The following is a 20,264-nucleotide window of genomic DNA, read 5'->3' as shown; positions in this document are numbered from 1 at the left end:
GTGAAGCCCGACAGCGTTGCTCCCACTACGCAGGTGGCTGGGCGGTGGTTACGCCCAGGTGCCTGGATGGGATTGCTCGCGAGGAGGGCCGGGGCAGGAGCGGCGTCAGGAAGCGCTCCAGCGCCGCGAGGTCGCCGGGCCGGGACGCGTGTCCCACGTAGCCATCCGGGCGCACCAGGATGAGCGCGCCCGTGCCCGGTGCCACGTCATAGGTCCGGTGCGCGTGGCCGTCCGTGTCGAGCAGGGCATGGGCTTCAGGGCTCGCTCCCCTCGGGAGGACGCGGACGACGCGCACGGTGTCACCGAAGCGCGCGTGAAGGTCCGAAGGGCCCGGGCCGAAGGCGAGCAGCGTCCAGTGCGGGCCGCGAAACCTGTCCGACAGTCGGACAGGTTTGCCCTGGGCATCCACGCCCGGCGAGTCCGGGGCGCGGTCACCGGCCTGCACTCGGGCCGTATCGCCGGGGGCCTCCAGCGCGAGCGGACCGCCGCGATAGCTCAGGCTCAACTGCCGCACCTCGTCGCCCCGCTTCATGGCTTTCATGCGCCCCTGCCGCATTCCGTCGAACAGCTTCGACGACAGCCCGAGCACCTGCGCGGCGACGGGCAGCCGCTCCGCCTCGTAGGTGTCGAGCAGGGAAGGGTCCGCACCCTGGAGCACGTGGCCCAGCTTCCAGCCCAGGTTGTAGGCATCCTGCACGCCCGTGTTGAGCCCCTGGCCTCCCGTGGGCGGGTGCACGTGCGCGGCGTCGCCCGCGATGAAGACGCGGCCCACGCGGTAGCGGTCCACCATGCGCGCGTTGGGGCGGTACACGGACAGCCAGCTCGCGTCGTGCAGGCGCAGCCTGACGCCAGGGCGGGCCCCTTCCTGGAAGCGCTGGTGAATCGCGGCCTCGGTGAGCTCCGGCACGGTGTCACCGGGCTTCACCTGGAGGGCGAGCTGGAAGCGGTCCGTGCCGGGCAGCGGGCACAGCGCCACCATGCCGCCCCTCGCGAAGGGCCACACATGCCAGTGCGCGCGGTCCAGTCCGTCCACGCACACGTCGCCCACGACCATGCGCTCCTCCTCATGGGTGACGCCGTGGAAGCTCAGGCCCAGCTCCTTGCGCACGCGGCTGTGTCCACCGTCCGCGCCCACCAGGTACTCCGCGCGGACGGTCTCCTCCGCGCCATCCCGGAGGAGCGTGGCGGTGACACCGGTGCCGTCCTGGGTGAAGCCGGTGAGCGCGGTGCCGAACTCCACCGTGACGCCCAGCGAGGCCAGCCGGTCGCGCAGGATGCCCTCGGTGCGCGCCTGGGGCACGAGCAAGCCATTGGGATGGGGCACGTCCGGGGTCGGGGCGCGAGGGGTCATCATGCTCCAGCGCCCCACGACGAAGCGCCGCCAGTGGATGCGCATGCGCGGATAGGCGCTGCCCGCGGCGAGCAAGGCGTCGAGCACGCCCAGGTCGTCCATCACCTCCAGCGTGCGGGGCTGAAGCCCCTTGCCGCGAGAGCCGACGAAGGGCCGCGGGGCCGCGTCCACGATGCGCACGCGGACGCCCCGGCGCGCGAGGTCACACGCGAGCGTCAGACCGGTGGGGCCGGCGCCGATGACGAGCACCGGCAGGGTTGCCTGGGACATGGAAGGTCTCCTGTCGCGGGCCCTTGCTCGGGCCAAGTGCGACGGAGACAAGAATGTAAGGGAGTGCTTATGTTGTCAGCTTGCGTTCCCGCCCCAGGAGCCCGGCATGCCGCGCGCGAAGCTTTCCCCTCGGAAGACGCCCACGCAGGAGCGCTCGCGCGCGACGGTGGACGCGCTGGTGCAGGCGACTGCTGACATTCTGGTGCGCGACGGCTACGCGAAGCTGACGACGAACCGCATCGCGGAGCGGGCGGGCGTCAACGTGGCGTCGCTGTACCAGTTCTTCCCCGGCAAGGAGGCGCTGGTGGCGGAGGTGTTGCGCCGTCACGTGAAGGAGCAGCGCGCCGCCGCGGGCGAGGTGCTGTCGACGCGGAGGTTCGACACGCTGGAGGAGCTCATCCGGACGATGGTGGCGCTGGGCTTCGCGGCGCACGCGGTGAACCCGAAGCTGCACCACGCGCTGACGGAGGAGATGCCCTCGCGCCCCGCCAGGAAGTGGGGGCCGGAGGACGCACCCATGCTGGAGGCGCTGGGAAGGTTCAAGACGGACGTGCCGGACCCGGAGCTGGCGCTGTGGCTCATCGACACCGTGGCCCACGCGGTCATCCACCGCGCGGTGGTGGAGCGCCCCGAGTCCCTGTCCCAGGGACTGCTGCAGGAGGAGCTGGTGACGCTCCTCCTGCGCTACCTGAAGCGCAGGTGACTCAGCGGCCGGACGCCTGCGCGTCCACGGCGGACAGCTCGTCCTTGGTGAGCTTCACCTCCGCGCCCGCGAGGTTCTCCTCCAAGTGCTTCACGGAGGACGTGCCGGGGATGGGCAGCATCACCGGCGAGCGCGCCAGCAGCCAGGAGAGGGCAATCTGCGCGGGCGTCGCGTCGTGCTTCTTCGCCACGGAGTCGAGCGTGCTCCCCGGCTTCGCCAGGCCGCCCGTCGCCAGGGGGAACCAGGGGATGAAGCCCAGGTTCTCCTTCTCGCAGTAGTCCAGCACCTTCTCGTGCACGCGGTCGGTCAGGTTGTAGCGGTTCTGCACCGACACGATGTCCACCACCTTGCGCGCCCGCTGGATCTCCTCCACCGACACCTCCGACAGGCCGATGTGGCGGATCTTCCCTTCCTTCTGCAGCGCCTTCAGCTCGCCCAGCGACTCCTCCACCGGGACCTTCGGGTCGATGCGGTGCAACTGGTACAGGTCGATGCGCTCCAGCTTCAGCCGGCGCAGCGACATCTCCAACTGCTGGCGCAGGTACTTCGGCGCGCCCACCGGGTGCCACTCATTGGGCCCCGTGCGCACCAGGCCCGCCTTGGTCGCCACCACCACGCCCTTGGCGTAGGGGTGCAGGGCCTCCGCGATGATCTCCTCGCTGACGTAGGGGCCGTAGGAGTCCGCCGTGTCGATGAAGTCCACGCCCAGCTCCAGCGCGCGGCGCAGCACCCGCACCGCCTCCGTCCGGTCCTTGGGCGGCCCCCAGATGCCGGGGCCGGTGAGCTGCATGGCGCCATAGCCCAGCCGGTGGACGGGCAGGTCCCCGCCCAGCTTGAAGGTGCCGCTCTGCTCCGCGGGTCGCGTCGAGGTTCCGCTCATGGGTGCTTCCTCCGTGCAGGTGAATGCCCGAATAGATGCATGTGCAGGAAATGCGTTTCCGGGAATCAGACAGTCCGGTAGCGCCCGGCCAGGGCGTGGGTGGCCCCGCGCAGCAGGCCGACCTCGGCCTTCTCCAGCGCCTCCAGGGCCTCCGCGGCCTCCAGTCCGGGGACGCAGACCGTCTCGCCACGCTCCAGCGCGACGAGTGACGCGGTGACGACGTCCTCCGGCGACATGGTGCCGGGGTAGCCGCCGTTGAACTCGGTGAAGGTCATGCCCGGGCAGACGACCTGGGCCTTCACGGGCGTGCCGCGCAGCTCGCCCGCGAGCGTGCGGGTGAAGTGGACGAGGAACGCCTTCGCGCCCGCGTAGGTGGTGCGGTGGGGCAGGGGGCCCGGCGGCAGCGCGCCGGAGAAGGCGAGCAGGGATGCGACGTTGATGACCGCGCCCCTCCCGCGCGCCAGCATGCCGGGGAGCGCCGCGCGCGTGGCCAGCATGGGCGCCATCATGTGCAGGTTCGCCAGACCCTCCAGGGCCGCGGGCTCCACCTGCGCGAAGGGGCCGTAGCCGCCCACGCCCGCGTTGTTGATGACCAGGGTGATGTCCTCACCCGCCGCGCGCCCGGCCACCCGCTGGAGGTCCGCGTGCACGGTGAGGTCCGCCCGCAGCACCTCCGCGCGGATGCCATGCGCCGCCGTCAGCTCCGCCGCCAGCGCCTTCAGCCGCTCCTCCCGCCGCGCGACGAGGACGAGGTCATGTCCAAGCGCCGCCAGCCTCCGGGCATACACCGCGCCAATTCCCGCGGACGTGCCCGTCACCAACGCTGTCCCTCGACTGCCTGCCATGCCTGCTCCTTGAAAGGTGAACTTGAAAGGTGAAGAGGGTGCGCGCTGGGGCCCGTCGCAATGAATGCTGGAGATGGGGACTGCCAACGCGAAGCGCACGCCGCCGGGGCCGCACCCTCGGCCGCTGGGTAACGGGGGCTGGGCGGCCATGCAAGCGCGATGCACGCCCAGCGGGAATCCAGGTGCCGGAGACGGTCCAGCGCGCGACGTCCGCACGCCGTGGCGGCGGCGCACCCCGCGAACCTGTCCGACTGTCGGACAGGTTGGGGCCGGGAGCGCAGCCGCCGCGTCGACGCGTCCGCGCCACTCCGGCGGGGCTGCTTCAGCCCAGGGCCTTGGCCGTCGTCTCGGGCGTGTCACGGAACTGCTGGTGGTACAGCTCCGCGTAGAGCCCGCCCTTCTCGAGCAGTTCCTCATGGTTGCCGCGCTCGACCACGGTGCCGTGCTCCAGCACCAGGATGAGGTCCGCGTGGCGGATGGTGTTGAGCCGGTGCGCGATGACGATGCTCGTGCGGCCCGACAGCAATTGCCCCAGCGCCAGCTGGATGAGCGCCTCCGTGCGCGTGTCGATGTTCGCCGTCGCCTCATCCAGGATGAGCACCCGCGGATTGGCGATGACCGCGCGAGCGAACGCGAGCAGCTGCCGTTGCCCCTGACTCAGCGTCGCGCCCCCTTCGCCCAGTGCCGTGTCGTAGCCCTGCGGCAGCCGGGTGATGAAGTCGTGCGCGTGCACCGCCTTCGCCGCCGCCTCCACCTCCTCGCGGGTGGCGTCCGGCTTCCCGTAGGCGATGGTGTCCGCCACCTTCCCGCTGAACAGGAACGGCTCCTGGAGCACCATGGCCATCTGCCGGCGCAGGCTGCCGCGCGTCACCTGGCGCACGTCCTGTCCGTCCACGCGCACCGCGCCGCCCGTCGCGTCGTAGAAGCGCGGCACCAGGCTGGCCACCGTCGTCTTGCCCGCGCCCGTGCGCCCCACCAGCGCCAGCGTCTGGCCGGGCTCCAGGCGGAAGGACACGTCGCGCAGCACGGGCCGCGCCGGGTCATAGCCGAAGGACACGCCCTCGAAGACGACCTGGCCCTTCAGCGGCCCCAGCTCCACCGCTCCGGGCACGTCCGGCGGCTCCGTCGGCTCGTCGAGGATGGCGAAGATGCGCTCCGCTCCCGCCAGCGCGGACTGCATCAGCGCGGCCACCGACGCGGCCAGCTGCACGGGCCGGAAGAACTGCTGCACGTAGATGAGGAACGCCGCCATGCCGCCCACCGTGAGCTGCCCGCTCAGCGTCAGCACGCCGCCGTAGCCAATCACCAGCGCGGTGGACAGCGTGGAGAGCAGGTCGATGGCCGGTGAGAACGCGGACGTGATGCCCACCGCCGCCACGTTCGCGTCGCGGTTGGCCGCGTTGCGGTCGCGGAAGCGCTCGATGTTCTTCTCCGTGCGGTTGAACGCCTGCGCCTGCCGCACGCCCCCAATCTCCTCCTGGAGGTTCGCCGTCACGTCGCCCACCGTCTGCCGCGTCTTGCGGTAGGCATTGCGTGCCCTCGACGCGAAGAACCACGTGGTCAGCATGATGGCGGGGATGAGGGAGAAGCAGGCCAATGCCAGACGCACGTTGAGCGCGAACATCGCGACGAGCACGCCCACCAGCCCCAGCAGCGACCCCAACAGCTGCGTCAGCCCCTGCGCGAAGAGCTGGTTGAGCGTGTCCACGTCGCTGAGCAGGCGGCTCATCAGGTCGCCCAGCGGCCGGCGGTCGAACCACGACAGCGGCAGTTGCTGGAGCCGCTCGAAGAGGCGCCGGCGCAGGTCCGCCAGCACGTGCTGCCCCGTGTGGCCCACCCGCCGCGTCTGCGCCTGCTGCGACAGCAGACCCACGACGTAGACGACGAACAGCACCCCCAGCGTCTTGAGCAGCCCCCAGCCGTCCCCCGCGCCGATGTCTCGGTCGATGGCCCGGCTCATCAGGTACGGCCCCAGCGCCTGGCACGCCGCGCCCACCAGGATGAAGATCCACGCCGCGGTGAGCGTGCGCGCGTGCGGCCGCAATTCACCCAGCAGCCGGCGAAGCACCTTCCCGCGGTGCTTCGCGCGGCCTCCCTCCAGCTCCGCCATCGCCTCGATGCTTCCGGGCCGCCTCATGCCACCTCCTCCTGTCGCGGCGGCAGGAGCTGCGACCCGAGGATGTCGTTGTAGAGCCCGCTGGTGGCCTGCAACTCCTCGTGGCGGCCCTGCGCGGCGATGCGCCCCTCGTCCAGCACGAGGATGAGGTCCGCGTCCCGCACGGTGCTGATGCGCTGGGCGATGACGATGGCCGTCCGGTGCTTGTCCCGCATCAACGCGTCCAGCGCGCCCTGGATGGCGGTCTCCGTGCGCGCGTCCACCGCGGACGTGCTGTCGTCCAGGATGAGCAGGCGCGGGTCGGTGAGCAGCGCCCGCGCGATGGCCAGCCGCTGCCGCTGCCCGCCGGAGAGCCCCACGCCGCGCTCGCCCACCACCGTGTCGTAGCCCTGGGGCAGCTCGCGGATGAACTCCGCCGCCTGGGCCGCCTCCGCCGCGGCCTCCACCTGGGCCTGTGTCGCCTCCGGGCGCCCGTAGGCGATGTTCTCCCGCACCGTGCCGGAGAACAGCAGCGCGTCCTGGAGCACCACGCCAATCTGCGAGCGCAGGCTCGCGAGCGTCACGTCCCGCACGTCGTGTCCGTCCAGCAGCACCGCGCCCCCGGTGACGTCGTAGAAGCGGGGCAGCAGGTTGATGAGCGTGCTCTTGCCAGAGCCCGTCGTGCCCAGCACCGCCACCAGCTGGCCGGGCTCCAGCGTCACGCTCACGCCGCGCAGGATTTCACGCTCGCTGCCCGCGTAGCGGAAGCGCACGTCGCGCAGCTCGATGCGGCCCTGCAGCGGCGGCAGCACCCCCGCGCCCGGGCGGTCCGTCACCTCCACCGCCGTGTCGAGCAGCTCGAAGACGCGCTGCGCGGACGCACTCGCCCGCGACAGGCTGGCCGCGATGAAGCCCAGCGTCATCAGGGGCATCAGCAGGAAGGCCAGGTAGCTGTTGAAGGCCACCAGCTCTCCCAGCGTCAGCCGCTGGTGGAAGATGCGCCAGCCGCCCACGCCCACCACCAGCAGCGTGCCCAGGTTGGCGAAGAAGGTGACGAAGGGGAAGTTGCTGGACAGCGCGTCCACCACCCGCAGGTTCTTCTCCTTCAGCTCCGCGTTCGTCTTCTCGTAGCGCTCCCGCTCCCTCGCCTCGCCGGAGAAGGCGCGCACCACGCGCAGCCCGCGCAGGTCCTCCTGGAGCGTGGTGTTGAGCGAGCCCAGCAGCGCCTGGAGCTGGCCGAACAGCGGCCGCATCTTCCGGGTGAACAGGCGCAACACCACCATGATGGGCACCACCGGCGCGAGCGCCGCCAGCGCCAGCACCGGATCCAGGTACAGCAGCAGCCCCGCGCAGCCCACCAGCATCGCCGCCGCCGCCGCGAACTGCACGATGCCGCTGCCCACGAAGGTGCGCACCGCCTCCACGTCGCTGGTCAGCCGCGTGAGCAACTGCCCCGTCTGCGCCTGGTCGTAGTAGCTGAAGGACAGCCGCTGGATGCGCGCGAAGAGCGCGTCGCGCAAATCGAACGCCACGCCCTGCGACGCGCGCTCCGCCAGATAGCCCTGGAGGAAGTTGAACAGGCCGCGCCCCAGCGCGATGGCGACCAGCCCTCCCACCGCCAGCCACACGGGCCGCTGCTCTCCGCGCGCGAGCCCCTGGTCGATGGCGATGCGGATCATCTGTGGCGCGCCCAGGTTCGCCACGGAGACGAGCAGGAGCGACAGCAGTGCCCCCAGGGCCTCCAGGCGGTAGCGGCGCAGATAGGCCAGCGCCCGCAGGATGGGGGCGCGGCCGGATGCGGGTGGCGCGGACGTGCTCACGTGGGACCTGGACCCCTGCCTCCCCGTCCGGGAAGGCGCGCGCATGATGGGCGCGCGTCCGCTTCGCTTCAAGCACGACGCATGTCCCGAAAGGACGGTTGCGCGCCGCGCCACGGCCCGTTACGTGGGCCGCCTTTCCTCCAGTTCGTCACGAGGTGAACGTCATGGAGTACAGGCAGCTCGGTGGTTCGGGTTTCAAGGTCCCCGTCCTCTCCCTGGGCACGGGCACGTTCGGTGGCTCGGGTGAGTTCTTCAAGGGCTTCGGGTCCAGCGACGTGAAGGAGGCCACGCGGCTGGTGGACATCGCGCTGGACGCGGGCGTGAACATGTTCGACTCCGCGGACGGCTACTCGGCCGGGCTCGCGGAGGAGATTTTGGGCAAGGCGCTGGAGGGACGGCGCGACAAGGCCATCATCTCCACCAAGGCCACGTTCCGCGCGGGCACGGGGCCCAACGACGTGGGCTCCTCGCGCTTCCACCTCACGCGCGCCGTGGAGGCCGCGCTGCGCCGGCTGAAGACGGACTACATCGACCTGTTCCAGTTGCACGCCTTCGACGCGGTGACGCCGGTGGAGGAGGTACTCAACACGCTGGACGGCTTCGTGCGCGCGGGGAAGATCCGCTACATCGGCTGCTCCAACTTCTCTGGCTGGCACCTGATGAAGTCCCTGGCCGTGTCGGAGCGCTACAACCTGGCGCGCTACGTGGCGCACCAGGCCTACTACTCGCTCGTGGGCCGCGACTACGAGTGGGAGCTGATGCCGCTCGCGCAGGACCAGAAGGTGGGCGCGGTGGTGTGGAGCCCGCTGGGCTGGGGCCGCCTCACCGGCAAGCTGCGCCGGGGCGCGCCGAAGCCGGAGCTGAGCCGCCTGAACAACCCCGCCACCGCCAGCGGCGGCCCGCAGGTGCCGGAGGAGTACCTCTTCAAGGTCGTGGACGCGCTCGACGCCGTGGCGAAGGAGACGGGGAAGACGGTGCCGCAGGTGGCGCTCAACTGGCTGCTCCAGCGGCCCACCGTGTCCAACGTCATCATCGGCGCGCGCACGGAGGAGCAGCTGCGCCAGAACCTGGGCGCCATCGGCTGGAACCTCACGCCCGCGCAGGTGGCCACGCTGGACGCCGCCAGCGCCACGCCGTGGCCGTACCCGTACTTCCACCAGCGCCAGTTCCACGAGCGCAACCCGTTCCCGGTGACGTGAGCGGGGCGTGAAGGGGGAGGCGGCCGGGGCCTGGGACCGGCTGCTTCCGTCCGGAGGGCAGGTTCATTGTCCTCCGGGGCGATGCACCTCACCCGCGAGACCGTTCTGGTTCGCGTGGAGGCGCGCTCGCTCATGTCCCTCAAGGAATACAAGCCCGGCAGTCCCTTCCCCGGCGTCATCGGCCGCACCTGGGAGCAGTCCTCCCAGGCGTGGCCCGCGCCCCTGCGCTCGAAGCCCGGCGCGCCCAACGTCCTGTTCATCATCCTGGATGACACCGGCTTCGGGCACCTGGGCTGCTACGGCTCGCCCATCCGCACGCCGAACCTGGACCGGCTGGCCAGGGGCGGGCTGCTCTACAACAACATGCACACCACCGCGCTGTGCTCGCCCACGCGCTCGTGTGTCCTCACCGGCCGCAACCACCACTCCAACGGGATGGCCACCATCACCGAGGGCTCCTCGGGCTACCCCGGCTACAACGGCACCATCCCCTTCGAGAACGGCTTCCTCTCCGAAATCCTGCTGGGCGCGGGCTACAACACGTATGCCCTGGGCAAGTGGCACCTGACCCCCGCGGAGCAGACGAGCGCGGCGGGGCCGTACTCGCGCTGGCCGCTGGGCCGCGGCTTCGAGCGCTTCTACGGCTTCCTGGGCGGGGACACGCACCAGTACTACCCGGACCTCGTCCACGACAACCACGCCATCCGTCCGCCCGCGACGCCGGAGGAGGGCTACCACCTCACGCCGGACCTGGTGGAGAAGGCGATGGACTGCATCGCGGACACGAAGCAGATCGCCCCGAACAAGCCCTTCTTCCTCTACTTCGCCACCGGCGCCATGCACGCGCCCCACCACGTCCCCAGGGAATGGGCGGACCGCTACGCGGGCCAGTTCGACGACGGCTGGGACGCCTACCGTCAGCGGGTGTTCCAGCGGCAGTTGGAGCTGGGCGTCATCCCGCCTGGGACGCAGCTGTCGCGGCACGACCCGGACGTGCAGGAGTGGGACCCGCTGCCCCCGGAGGAGAAGCGCCTCTACGCGCGGATGATGGAGGTGTTCGCGGGCTACCTGGAGCACACGGACCACCACATCGGCCGGCTGCTCCAGTTCCTGGAGGACACGGGCGAGCTGGAGAACACGCTCATCATGGTGCTGTCCGACAACGGCGCCAGCGCGGAGGGCGGACCGCACGGCTCGGTGAACGAGCTGAAGTTCTTCAACAACGCGCCGGAGTCGCTGGAGCAGAACCTGGCGGCCATGGAGGACCTGGGCGGGCCGAAGTACTTCAATCACTACCCGTGGGGCTGGGCGTGGGCAGGGGACACGCCGTTCCGTCGCTGGAAGCGGGAGGTGTACCGGGGCGGCACCACCGACCCGTTCATCGTCCACTGGCCCAGGGGCATCCAGGCCAGGGGCGAGGTGCGCACGCAGTACGCGCACGCCATCGACATGGTGCCCACCGTGCTGGACTGCCTGGGCCTGGAGCCGCCCTTGGAGATCCGCGGCGTCACCCAGTCCCCCATCGAGGGCGTCAGCTTCAAGCACACGTTCAACGACGCGAACGCGGAGAGCCGGCACCACACGCAGTACTTCGAGATGATGGGGACGCGCGCGCTGTACCACGACGGCTGGCGCGCGGTGTGCCCGTTCCCTGGTCCGTCCTTCGCGGAGGCCGGGGAGGGGCTGGGCGAGTCGAAGCTCACCGAGGACCGGCTGCGCGAGCTGGATGCGCACGGCTGGGAGCTGTACCACGTGGCCGAGGACGCGTCGGAGACGCGCAACGTGGCGGACGCGCAGCAAGGCAAGCTCATCGAGATGATCGCCCTCTGGTACGCCGAGGCCGGGCGCTACCAGGTGCTGCCGATTGGCGCGGTGGACCTCGCGCTGTTCAGCCAGGAGCGCCCGCGCATCAGCGGGGAGCGCACGCGCTACGTCTACCGCCCGCGCACGTCCCCCGCGCCGGAGAACGCGGCGGTGCACGTGCTCAACCGGCCCCACACCATCACCGCCCACGTGGACGTGCACGACGGCGCGGAGGGCGTGCTGCTGTCCCACGGCGGCCTCACCGGCGGCTACACGTTCTTCATGCAGGGCGGGAAGCTGCACTACGTCTACAACTTCGTCGGAGAGCAGGAGTTCCACATCGAGTCGGCGGTGGACGTGCCGCAGGGACGCTCGACGCTGACGTTCGAGTTCGAGCCCACCGGCAAGCCCGACCTGCGCGTGGGGAAGGGCGCTCCCGGACGCGGCCGGCTCTACATCAACGGCGACCTGGTGGCCCAGAGCGACATCGGCGCCACCATGCCGCTGGTCATCAGCCTGGGCGAGGGGCTCACCTGCGGCCGCGACGAGAACTCGTCCGTCAGCCAGCGCTACCGCGCCCCCTTCGAGTTCACCGGCACGCTCTACGAGGTGACGGTGGACGTGTCCGGCGAGCACGTCCGCGACGCGAAGGCCGAGCAGAAGGCGGCCATGGCGAAGCAGTGAAACGAAAAAGGCCCGGACGGGAGCCGTGAGACTCCCGCCCGGGCCTGGAGATTCTCAGCGGACTACTTCGTCACGCCGACGGCGGTCCACGCCTCGGCGACCTTCTTCACCTCGACGGAGTCCTTGCCGTACAGGTCCGTGGCCGCCTTGAGGGTCGCGGCGCGGGCCTGGGAGAAGTTCGTCTGCGGCGTCATGTACGTGGTGAGCGCGCGGCCGAAGACCTTCAGGCTCTTCTCCATGCCGATGCCGTCCTTCACCTCGATGCCGGACGTCTTGTTCTTGCCGCCCTCGGTGAGCAGGAAGAAGGCGTTGTTCGCGATGCCGCTGGAGCCGTGAACCTCCGTCATCTTCGGGAAGTTCTTGTAGTTGTCGATGGAGTAGCCGTCCGACGTCGGGTCGTTCATGTAGCGGAGGGCGTCCGTGTTGTCGCCGTTCTTGGGCGTCCACGCGTCCTCGCCCACCGCCCAGTCGAACTTCACGCCCTGGTTCTTCTGGCTGACGTACCACTCGACGCCCGTGCCCATGATGTCGCTGAAGGACTCGTTGAGGCCGCCGGACTCGCCCTCGTACTCCAGGCCCGCGGTGCGCTCCGTGAGGCCGTGGCTGATTTCGTGGCCCGCGATGTCCAGCGTGGTGAGCGGGCCGGAGTCGTTCCCGTCGCCGTCGCCGTACTGCATCTTCTCGCCGTCCCAGAACGCGTTCACCAGGTTCACGTCGGTGTGCACGTAGGAGACGAGCTTCTCACCCTTGCCGTCGATGGAGTCGCGGCCGAGGATGTCCTTGTAGAAGTCGTAGGTCATCGCCGCGCCGTAGTGCGCGTCCACCGCGGCGGCGGCGCGCGACGGGTCGGTCTTCTCACCCCAGACGTCGTTCTTGTCGGTGATGGCCGTCGCGCCGGACGCCTCCGGCTTGTTCTTCGCGTCGTACGTCACGATGCCCTTGCCGCGCGTCTTGTCCTCCAGCGAGTACGTGCCGTCCTTGTTCTTCGTCGTCTGGAGGTCGACCTTGCCGCTGTACATCGTCTGGTCGTCCGCCACGCGGGCCGTGCCGGTGCCCGGCTTCGTCGGGGGGGTGGGCGTCGTGGGCGTCGTCGGCGTCTTGCCCGGCGTGGTGGGCGTCTGGGCCTTGGCGCCCTGCGTGTGGGCGGCGTGCGCGGCGCCGCCGGTGCAGCACTGGCGGATGGTGTTGAACTGCTTGAGGGACTCGCCGGTGTTCGCGTCGATGAAGTAGTTCATCGAGCGCGGGTCCTTGCCGTTGGACAGGGACGTGTCCGTGAGCGTCACGTGGTAGGCGGCGTGGTACTGGCCGTCCTTGCCCTTCACGATGACCTTCTCGGAGGTCGGCGCCTTGGACGTCTCGCCGTTGAAGTCCTTCTGCGCCACCGCCAGCGCGTCCTTCGCGGACAGCTTCGTGGGCGCCTTGCCCAGGCCCGCGGGGATGTTGGTCACGTCGCCCGTGAGGCTGTCGAACTGACCCTGCGCGTCCAGGTGGCCGATGATCTGCTCACCGGCGACCTTCACGCCCTCGTGCATGCGGTCCATGCGCACGTGCGTCATGCCCAGCTGGTCCCGCTCCACCGTGCGCGGCGCGAACGACGTGCCGCCCGTGATGCCGGTCAGCTGCGGGTTCTTCTGGTTCACGTACGCCACCGTCTGCTGCACGGCCCGCTGCGCCTGGGGGCTGGCCAGGTCCACCGGCCCCGGCGTCAGCTTCTGGCCCACGCCGTTCAGCGCCACCGTCGCCTTCGCCTTGGAGGGCGCGCCCGTGCTGAAGCTGGACTGCGAGCTCATGCCCACCGGGCCCTGCGGCTTCACGGTGTTCACCGGCTTGGTGTCGGTGCGGTTCTGGGTGGCGACGACAGGCTTCGAGAGGTCGGTGCGCAGGGCCATGGGGGGTGCTCTGGGGGAAGGTGAAGCGGACAAATTGATTCTCGTGTCAGCCGCCCGATTGTTGCGTGTGGGTGGGCGCTTACACGGCCGTGAGTGGGTCCATCCTCATGAATTCACTGGTGAAGTGTTCGTCCCACATCCGTCCCGGAAACACATTCCGACCGGTAGGTAGGCGGGTGCGCCGGGTAGTATTTCCGATCATTTTCAGCCGGATTGTGCACGGCCGTCCACCCACCGCCGGTCGCTTGCGGCTTGACCGCCCGCTCGCCTTGCGGGTATTGAAATTGATAGTGATTATCAACTTCAACTTGGCTCGAGCCAACAGGAAGGCCGGAGGGACACGCCGTGGCACGTGAACTGGGACCGCGAGGGAAGCTGTGTCGGCGGTTGGGCATCCCGCTGTCGCGCATCAGCGCGAAGGACCCCGACAAGGATCCGGTGCTGCGCCGGCCGTATCCGCCGGGCCAGCACGGGGCGACGGCGCGCGTGTCGGTGAGCGACTTCGCGCAGCGGCTGCGGGAGAAGCAGAAGCTGAAGCTGTACTACGGCCTCTTGGAGAAGCAGTGCCGCAGCGCCTTCCTGGAGGCGCGCAAGGCGCCGGGCAACACGGGCAAGGTGCTGATGCAACTGCTGGAGAGCCGGCTGGACGCGCTGGTGCTGCGCGCGGGGCTGGCCACGAGCATCCGCCAGGCGCGGCAGTTCGTGCGCCACGGCTACTTCCAGGTGGACGGCAAGCGCGCGGACATCCCGAGCATCCGGCTCAAGCCGGGCAACGAGGTGCGCTTCCATCCAGCGCACCTGAAGCTCACGGTGGTGCAGGACGCTTTCGGCCGGATGAAGTCCCGGCAGGTGCCCGCGTACGTGCAGGTCCTGGGGGAAGGGGAGGGCATGCGCTACGTGCGCCTGCCCGAGCGCGAGGAGATCCCCGTGGACGTGAACGAGCCGTTCATCGTCGAGTACTACGCGCAGCGCAGCTGACCGTCCGGCCGCTCTCCTCCCGTCCGCCGGGCATGCGGGCGGGCAGGGGCGGATTCCGGCGCTCGCGCTCCCCATCTTCTTGCTCGAGAGGAAGGAGTGGGGATGCGCGGGGACGGAGGCGAGCCGGTGGCGGAGGGCTGGGTGGCGCCACGCGGGCGTGCGGCCCGGGGACACCTGCCCCGCCACGTCGCGGGCCTCTTCCGCTTCCAGCCGGGCCGGCCCGCGATGGCGGCGGGGCTTCGCACGGCGCTGGCGCTGGGCGTGCCGCTGGCTGTCTCCGCGATGTTGGGAAAGCCGGCCGCGTCGTGGGCGGGCATGGCGGGGCTCTTCGTCGCCCTGGTGGACAAGGGCGGGCCGTACCGCACGCGCGCCCGGGCCATGGGGGCGATGACGGTGCTGGGCGCGCTGGTGGGGTTCATCGTCGCGCTGCCCAGTCCCTTCTGGGTGGACGTGGCGCTGACGCTCTTCTGGGTGACGGCGTGCGGCTTCGCGCGCAGCTTCGGGGACACGCCGGGCATCGTGGGCATGCTGCTGGCGAACCTGTTCGTGGTGTCGCTGGCCCTGCCGCAGCGCGGGCTGGACGCGGTGCTGATGCAGGCGGCGTACTTCGTGGCGGGCGGCGTGTGGTCCATGTTCCTGGCGCTGGTGCTGTGGCCGCTGAGGCCCTACCGCCCGGCACGGCTGGCCATCGCGGCCTGCTACGAGGAGCTGGCGGAGGTCTCGGAGGCGATGGCGGCCTGGCCCATGGAGGGGCCTTCGCGGGTGGGGACGTGGGAGGCGGTGCAGCGGGCCGCGCGCATGCGGCGGACGCTGGAGACGGCGCGAGCGACGCTGGGCGCCACACGCCAGGGACGCCAGGAGGAGAGCGGCCGGGGCGAGTACCTGCTGGTGCTGCTGGAGGACGCGGACGCGCTGTCGCTCCTGTTCACGGCGATGTCGGAGGCGCTGGACGAGGCACCGCGACAGGGCGCGTGCCGCACGGCCCGCATGGAGTCACAGCATGCGCTGGGGGCGCTGGCGGTGGACCTGCGGGGCGTGGTGGGCGCGCTGGCGCGGGGCTCGGTGCCGGTGCCGTCGTCGTGGGACGCGGAGCGGGTGATGCGGGTGCTCCAGGCGGAGGGTGGGCCGCCGGAGCCGGCGCGCTCGCAGTACGCGCACGTCGCGGGGCTGCTGGGGCGGCTACGGGAGTACAGCGCGGTGGCGCTGGATGTGGCGGCGCGGCTGGAGAGTGGCGAGCCGCTGCCGGAGCGGGACACGAAGCCGTTGGGGCTGGAGCCGGGGCGTAGGCGCTCGGGGTGGAAGGTGCTGCGCGACCACCTGACGCCGGAGTCGGTGGTGTTCCGGCACGCGCTGCGGCTGGGGCTCACCGCGACGGTGGCGACGGCGCTGGCGGAGGGGCTGGGGCTCAACCACTGGTACTGGGTGACCATCACGGTGATTGTCGTGTTGCAGCCGTACGCGGGGCTCACGACGGAGAAGGGGCTTCAGCGTGTGGCGGGGACGTTCGTGGGGAGCGTGCTGGCCATGGGGCTGGTGCACGTGCTGCCGGCGCAATGGATGATGCTCGTGGCCATCGTGTTGCTGGTCTGCGTATCGGTGAGCGTGCGGCCGTTGAACTTCACGGTCTACCAGGTGCTGCTGGCGCCAGCGCTGGTGTTGCTCGCGGAGCTCCAGACGGGGGACTGGAGGCTCGCGGGGGTGCGCATCCTGAACACGCTGATGGGTGGCGTGCTGGCGCTGGTGGGCATCCGGCTGCTCTGGCCGAACCCGGAGCACGCACGCTTCGCGGAGGAGGTGGCCTGTGTGCTGAAGGCGGACCAGGACTACCTGCGCGAGGTGGCGAGGACGCCGGTGCCCACGGAGGCCGCGCTCAGGGAGGCAAGGCGCAAGGTGGGCGTGGCGCTCTTGTCCGCGGAGGCGTCGTTCCAGCGGCTCTTGAGCGAGTGGAAGGGGCCGGCGAAGGAGCTGGAGCCGGGGATGGCGTTGATCACCTACGCCAGGCGCTTCACGGCGGCGGTGACTGCATTGGCGGCAAGCCGCGCCTGGCATCCGGAGTCGAACCTGGAGCCGGTGGTGCGCTACGCGACGGACGCGCTGGAGGAGTTGTCAGCGGCGCTGGTCGCGCATCGCGTGCCGACAGGGCTCAAGCGCGAGGCGCCCGGGCTGGACGGCACGGACGCGCTGGCGCGCACGCAGGTGACCCGACTGGTGCGCCAGTTGAACGTGCTCCACCACGCGGTGGAGCGCATGCCACCGGCACTGCGCGCCTCGGAGGACGGCGCCACGCCCGTCCCCGCGTGAGTCGAGGCTCGCGGAGGACGCGACCTGGGCGCGGCGGTCACCTCGTGAGCGCGAGTGCTGCCGCCCGCGGAAGAGGCGACCTGCGCGCGGCAGGTCGGCCCGTGAGCGCGACGGCTGTGGCCTGCGCGAGGGCACACGGGCGTGCCCTCCGCGCTGCACGCAGCCTGCTGCTCGTTACGCGCGCTCCAGCTTCACCAGCAGCCGGCGCAGGTCTTCGTTCACGCGCACGAAGTTGGAGTTGCCCTTCTCGTCCTCGAGCTGCTTCTTCAGCGCGGGCAGGGACGCCTCGCGCAGCTTCTTCGCCGCGCCGGGGGCGTCCGCCAGCCAGTCCACGGCCTGGATGACCGTGGCTCGCGCTTCGGTGTCGCGCTCGGCGAGCCGGGTGGCCAGCGTCGGGCCCTGGTCCGCGGCTCCCAGCCGCCCCAGCTCCAGCGCCGCGCGCTGCAACAGCACCGCGTTCGCCTTGGGCAGCCGCTGCGACCAGCAGCCCGCGTCGCCGTTGCACGCCTGCGCCGCCTCCAGCACGCTCGCGTAGCCCTGCACCTGGTCCACGCGCTTCTTGCCCAGCGCCGCCGCGTCGTCACAGCCCTCCTCGCCCGTCTCCTTGCAGTCCGCCGCCGTGCGCGCCGGCTCCGCCGCCGCCAGCTTCGCGAGCACCGGCTGCTCACGCGCATCCCCCAGCAGCGCGATGCCCTTCACCGCGATCTCCCGCGCGTACCAGTCCCCGCTGCCCGCCGCCTTCTCCAGCGCGGGCAGCGCGTCCCGGCTGCCCAGCAGCGTCAGCGCCCGCACGTACGCATCCCGCACCGTCGGATCCGGCTCGGTCACGAGCCCCGAGAGCGGCTTCACCGCCTCCGGCGCGCGCATCCGCCCGAGCGCATCCGCCGCTTGCATCCGCACCAGCGCTTGAATCTGCGGATCCGAGTGCGTGAACGACAGCTGCTTGAGCAGCGACGGCACCGCGCGCTTCTCCCGCAGGTCGCCCAGCACCTGCGCGGCCTTCATCGGGTAGCTGGCCGGGTTCACGCCCTGCGCCTTCGCCCACGTGAGCAGCTCCGCGTCCTTGCCCTCCAGCACCGGCAACAGCGCGTCCGCCGCGGGCGCTCCCAGCTGGAACAGCGCGAAGCTGCTCTCCACGTAGAACGACACGCCCCGGCGCTCCTTCGTCAGCGTGCGCATCAGCGCCGGCACCGCGCGCGGATCCCCAATCTGCCCCAGCGCCTCGATGGCCTTCTTGTTGAGGAACGGCTCCGTGGCCTCGTCCGTGGCCAGCTGGATGAGCGGCTCCACCGCCGGCTTCGCCTTCATCGCGCCCAGCACCTGGATGGCCTCGATGCGCGTGTAGTTGTCCTTGCTGCGCAGCAAGGGCACCAGCGATGGCACCGCGCGCTCATCCCCGATGCGCCCCAGCGCGCCCACCACCGCCTTGTTCACCTGCTGCACGGACGTGTCCGACGCCCCGGGGTCCAGCGCCGCCGTCAGCGGCTCCAGCGACGTCGGGTGGTGCAAGTCCCCCAGCGCCCGGGCCACCGCCGCCTTCACCTCCGGCCGGCGCTCCGAGGACAGCCGCGCGTGCAGGAAGGGCAGGAACTGCTCGTTGACGTTGCCCGACGTGCGCATCGACTCAATCACTCGCACCCGGTCATCGGGGCGCTTCGCCCCCTCCAGACTGGACTGCCAGTACTCCGGCGTCTTGGGGTCCTCCTTCTTGCAACCTCCAAGGGCAAGGCAGGACACCGCCAGGGACAGGGCGACGAATGAGCGGGACATGGGGCTCCTTTGCGTCCGTACGACAGGCTTTCGTCGGGTGTAGACCTGTCCTCACGAAGGACGCAAACCTCCCCCACCTCCTGGGGTACGCTGGTCAACGACATGGCACCTGCTGAAGACAGTCGTAACGCGTCGCGTCCGACCATCGTGCGCCGGACGTACCTGCTCGACCGGGAATTCCAGCTCAAATACATCCTGCTGCTCACGGGGATGGGGGCCGGGAGCATGCTGCTGTTCGGCGTGCTCGCTCACCAGGTGCACCGCATGGCGGCCGAAGGCGGCATGTCCGGCGAGGAGACGCTCTGGTGGCTCACGGGCGTCGCCACCGTGGGCCTGGGCATCGCGCTCGGGTTGTTCGGGCTCCTCTTCACGCACCGTGTGGCGGGCCCCGTCCACGTGATGAGCCTCTATGTCGCGGCGTTGGCGGCGGGGCGCTACCCGCGCCTGCGCCCCCTGCGGCGCAAGGACGAGCTGCGCGCCTTCTTCGGGCGCTTCAGCGAAGCGGTGGACCGCATCCGGCAGCGTGAGGCGGATGAAGCGCTCGCGCTGGAGAAGGCCCTGGAGGCCCTCAAGGACGTGGCCACCACGCCGGAGTCCCGAGAGGCCCTGGCCACGCTGGAAGCGCTGCGCACGCGCAAGCGCCAGGCGGTGGACACGTCCGCGCCGCCGGCCACCTTCAAGTCCGTGGCCTGAAACCCTCCCTTCTTCCTCAAGAGATTTCCCTCACATGAGCAGCCGACCCCGCATCGTCTTCATGGGCACGCCCGAGTTCGCCGTGGCCTCGCTGGAGGCCTGCTTCGACGTGGGCGACGTCGTGGCCGTCGTCACCCAGCCGGACAAGCCCAAGGGCCGGGGCAACGCCGTCACCGCGCCGCCCGTGAAGGAGCGCGCGCTGGAGAAGGGCATCCCCGTGCTCCAGCCGCAGAAGCTGCGCACGCCGCCGTTCTCCGAGGAGCTGCGCCAGTATGCCCCCGACGTCTGCGTGGTGACGGCGTACGGGAAGATCCTCCCCAAGGACCTGCTGTCCCTGCCCGCGAAGGGCTGCGTGAACGTACACGCCTCGCTGCTGCCGCGCTTCCGGGGCGCCGCGCCCATCCAGTGGGCCATCGCGCATGGCGACAGCGAGACGGGCGTGTCCCTGATGGTGATGGACGAGGGCCTGGACACCGGCCCCGTGCTGGACATGAAGCGGCTGCCCATCGCGCCGGATGAGACGAGCGCCACGCTGCACGCGAAGCTGTCCGCGCTGGGCGGCGACATCCTGCGCGAGTCCCTGCCGCGCTACCTCCGTGGCGAGCTGACGCCCCAGCCCCAGCCGTCCGAGGGCATGGTGCTGGCGCCCATCATCGACAAGGAGAACGGGAAGCTGGACTTCACGAAGCCGGCGGTGGAGCTGGACCGGCGCCTGCGCGCCTTCACGCCGTGGCCCGGCGCGTACACGCTGCTGGGCGGTAAGGTCTTCAAGGTGCACCGGATGCAGCCGGCGGCCGGGAAGGGTGCGCCCGGGACGGTGCTGTCAGCAGGGCCGGAGGGCATCGAGGTCGCTTGCGGCGAGGGCTCGGTTGTCCTCCTGGAGGTCCAGCCAGAGGGCAAGCGGGTGATGCGCGCGGCGGACTTCCTCTCCGGAAACAGATTGCAGCCGGGCAGTCAGCCGTTCACGTCGTAAGCGCGCCCCC

Annotated in this window: 14 protein-coding genes; 7 read left to right on the top strand and 7 right to left on the bottom strand. The window is 70.7% G+C overall.

What is annotated here, in order from left to right; translation table 11 throughout:
* Positions 1–25: 25 nt before the first annotated feature.
* The gene (locus JYK02_RS15505; protein ID WP_207051805.1) at positions 26–1,621 is read right to left on the bottom strand and encodes an FAD-dependent oxidoreductase; all 1,596 of its coding nucleotides are present in this window, start codon (positions 1,619–1,621) and stop codon (positions 26–28) included.
* A 106-nt stretch (positions 1,622–1,727) separates the two neighbouring features.
* On the opposite strand from JYK02_RS15505, the gene JYK02_RS15500 reads away from it, so the two are divergent.
* A complete protein-coding gene (locus tag JYK02_RS15500) occupies positions 1,728–2,324 on the top strand; it encodes a TetR/AcrR family transcriptional regulator (RefSeq protein WP_207051804.1) in 597 nt (198 codons plus the stop codon).
* A 1-nt stretch (position 2,325) separates the two neighbouring features.
* Here the strand turns inward: JYK02_RS15500 and JYK02_RS15495 are convergent, their stop codons facing one another.
* The 4 genes from JYK02_RS15495 to JYK02_RS15480 all read right to left on the bottom strand — a co-directional run bounded on the left by JYK02_RS15495 (position 2,326) and on the right by JYK02_RS15480 (position 7,964).
* Positions 2,326–3,204: an aldo/keto reductase gene (locus JYK02_RS15495; protein WP_207051803.1), complete on the bottom strand. Its 879-nt coding sequence runs from the start codon at positions 3,202–3,204 to the stop codon at positions 2,326–2,328.
* A gap of 65 nt (positions 3,205–3,269) precedes the next feature.
* Positions 3,270–4,049 carry an SDR family NAD(P)-dependent oxidoreductase gene (locus tag JYK02_RS15490; protein WP_207051802.1) on the bottom strand — a complete coding sequence of 260 codons (780 nt, stop codon included), beginning with the start codon at positions 4,047–4,049 and terminating at the stop codon, positions 3,270–3,272.
* A 322-nt stretch (positions 4,050–4,371) separates the two neighbouring features.
* Complete coding sequence (locus JYK02_RS15485; RefSeq protein WP_207051801.1) at positions 4,372–6,186, bottom strand: ABC transporter ATP-binding protein; 1,815 nt, start codon at positions 6,184–6,186, stop codon at positions 4,372–4,374.
* Positions 6,183–7,964: an ABC transporter transmembrane domain-containing protein gene (locus JYK02_RS15480; protein WP_207051798.1), complete on the bottom strand. Its 1,782-nt coding sequence runs from the start codon at positions 7,962–7,964 to the stop codon at positions 6,183–6,185. The genes JYK02_RS15485 and JYK02_RS15480 overlap by 4 nt, the downstream gene beginning before the upstream one ends.
* 164 nt (positions 7,965–8,128) lie before the next feature.
* On the opposite strand from JYK02_RS15480, the gene JYK02_RS15475 reads away from it, so the two are divergent.
* Both JYK02_RS15475 and JYK02_RS15470 read left to right on the top strand, forming a co-directional pair.
* The gene (locus JYK02_RS15475) at positions 8,129–9,163 is read left to right on the top strand and encodes an aldo/keto reductase (protein WP_207051797.1); all 1,035 of its coding nucleotides are present in this window, start codon (positions 8,129–8,131) and stop codon (positions 9,161–9,163) included.
* A 132-nt stretch (positions 9,164–9,295) separates the two neighbouring features.
* Positions 9,296–11,650 carry an arylsulfatase gene (locus JYK02_RS15470; RefSeq protein ID WP_207051795.1) on the top strand — a complete coding sequence of 785 codons (2,355 nt, stop codon included), beginning with the start codon at positions 9,296–9,298 and terminating at the stop codon, positions 11,648–11,650.
* 62 nt (positions 11,651–11,712) lie between these two features.
* On the opposite strand, the gene JYK02_RS15465 is transcribed toward JYK02_RS15470, so the two are convergent.
* Positions 11,713–13,539, bottom strand: coding sequence for a M4 family metallopeptidase (locus JYK02_RS15465; RefSeq protein ID WP_207051793.1), 1,827 nt, complete (start codon positions 13,537–13,539; stop codon positions 11,713–11,715).
* 345 nt (positions 13,540–13,884) lie between these two features.
* Between JYK02_RS15465 and rpsD the strand changes: the two genes are divergently transcribed.
* Together rpsD and JYK02_RS15455 are read left to right on the top strand one after the other, a co-directional pair.
* Entirely contained in the window at positions 13,885–14,517 is a 633-nt protein-coding gene (gene rpsD, locus JYK02_RS15460) for a 30S ribosomal protein S4 (protein WP_207051791.1), read from the top strand.
* A gap of 102 nt (positions 14,518–14,619) precedes the next feature.
* Positions 14,620–16,818, top strand: a complete 2,199-nt coding sequence (locus JYK02_RS15455) for an FUSC family protein (RefSeq protein ID WP_207051783.1) — start codon at positions 14,620–14,622, stop codon at positions 16,816–16,818.
* Between the two features lie 174 nt (positions 16,819–16,992).
* Here JYK02_RS15455 and JYK02_RS15450 read toward each other — a convergent pair whose 3' ends face one another.
* Positions 16,993–18,588 (bottom strand): HEAT repeat domain-containing protein, encoded by a 1,596-nt coding sequence (locus JYK02_RS15450; protein ID WP_207051781.1) that lies wholly within the window; start codon positions 18,586–18,588, stop codon positions 16,993–16,995.
* A gap of 102 nt (positions 18,589–18,690) precedes the next feature.
* Between JYK02_RS15450 and JYK02_RS15445 the strand changes: the two genes are divergently transcribed.
* Positions 18,691–19,281 carry a signal protein gene (locus JYK02_RS15445; RefSeq protein ID WP_207051779.1) on the top strand — a complete coding sequence of 197 codons (591 nt, stop codon included), beginning with the start codon at positions 18,691–18,693 and terminating at the stop codon, positions 19,279–19,281.
* A 34-nt stretch (positions 19,282–19,315) separates the two neighbouring features.
* A complete protein-coding gene (gene fmt, locus JYK02_RS15440) occupies positions 19,316–20,254 on the top strand; it encodes a methionyl-tRNA formyltransferase (protein ID WP_207051777.1) in 939 nt (312 codons plus the stop codon).
* Positions 20,255–20,264 lie beyond the last annotated feature (10 nt).

Origin of the sequence: Corallococcus macrosporus, from assembly GCF_017302985.1 — a bacterium.
In the GTDB taxonomy this organism is placed as follows: Bacteria; Myxococcota; Myxococcia; order Myxococcales; family Myxococcaceae; genus Corallococcus; species Corallococcus macrosporus_A.
The sequence above is the reverse complement of the archived record's forward strand: the minus strand, read 5'-3'. Positions and strand labels throughout refer to the sequence as shown.

Bases quoted from the DNA above. Each gene is read 5' to 3' on its own strand.
- JYK02_RS15505 (WP_207051805.1), bottom strand. From the start codon at position 1,621: ATGTCCCAGGCAACCCTGCCGGTGCTCGTCATCGGCGCCGGCCCCACC.
- fmt (WP_207051777.1), top strand. From the start codon at position 19,316: ATGAGCAGCCGACCCCGCATCGTCTTCATGGGCACGCCCGAGTTCGCC.
- JYK02_RS15455 (WP_207051783.1), top strand. From the start codon at position 14,620: ATGCGCGGGGACGGAGGCGAGCCGGTGGCGGAGGGCTGGGTGGCGCCA.
- JYK02_RS15470 (WP_207051795.1), top strand. From the start codon at position 9,296: ATGTCCCTCAAGGAATACAAGCCCGGCAGTCCCTTCCCCGGCGTCATC.
- JYK02_RS15495 (WP_207051803.1), bottom strand. From the start codon at position 3,204: ATGAGCGGAACCTCGACGCGACCCGCGGAGCAGAGCGGCACCTTCAAG.
- JYK02_RS15475 (WP_207051797.1), top strand. From the start codon at position 8,129: ATGGAGTACAGGCAGCTCGGTGGTTCGGGTTTCAAGGTCCCCGTCCTC.
- JYK02_RS15500 (WP_207051804.1), top strand. From the start codon at position 1,728: ATGCCGCGCGCGAAGCTTTCCCCTCGGAAGACGCCCACGCAGGAGCGC.
- JYK02_RS15450 (WP_207051781.1), bottom strand. From the start codon at position 18,588: ATGTCCCGCTCATTCGTCGCCCTGTCCCTGGCGGTGTCCTGCCTTGCC.
- JYK02_RS15490 (WP_207051802.1), bottom strand. From the start codon at position 4,049: ATGGCAGGCAGTCGAGGGACAGCGTTGGTGACGGGCACGTCCGCGGGA.
- JYK02_RS15485 (WP_207051801.1), bottom strand. From the start codon at position 6,186: ATGAGGCGGCCCGGAAGCATCGAGGCGATGGCGGAGCTGGAGGGAGGC.
- JYK02_RS15445 (WP_207051779.1), top strand. From the start codon at position 18,691: ATGGCACCTGCTGAAGACAGTCGTAACGCGTCGCGTCCGACCATCGTG.
- JYK02_RS15465 (WP_207051793.1), bottom strand. From the start codon at position 13,539: ATGGCCCTGCGCACCGACCTCTCGAAGCCTGTCGTCGCCACCCAGAAC.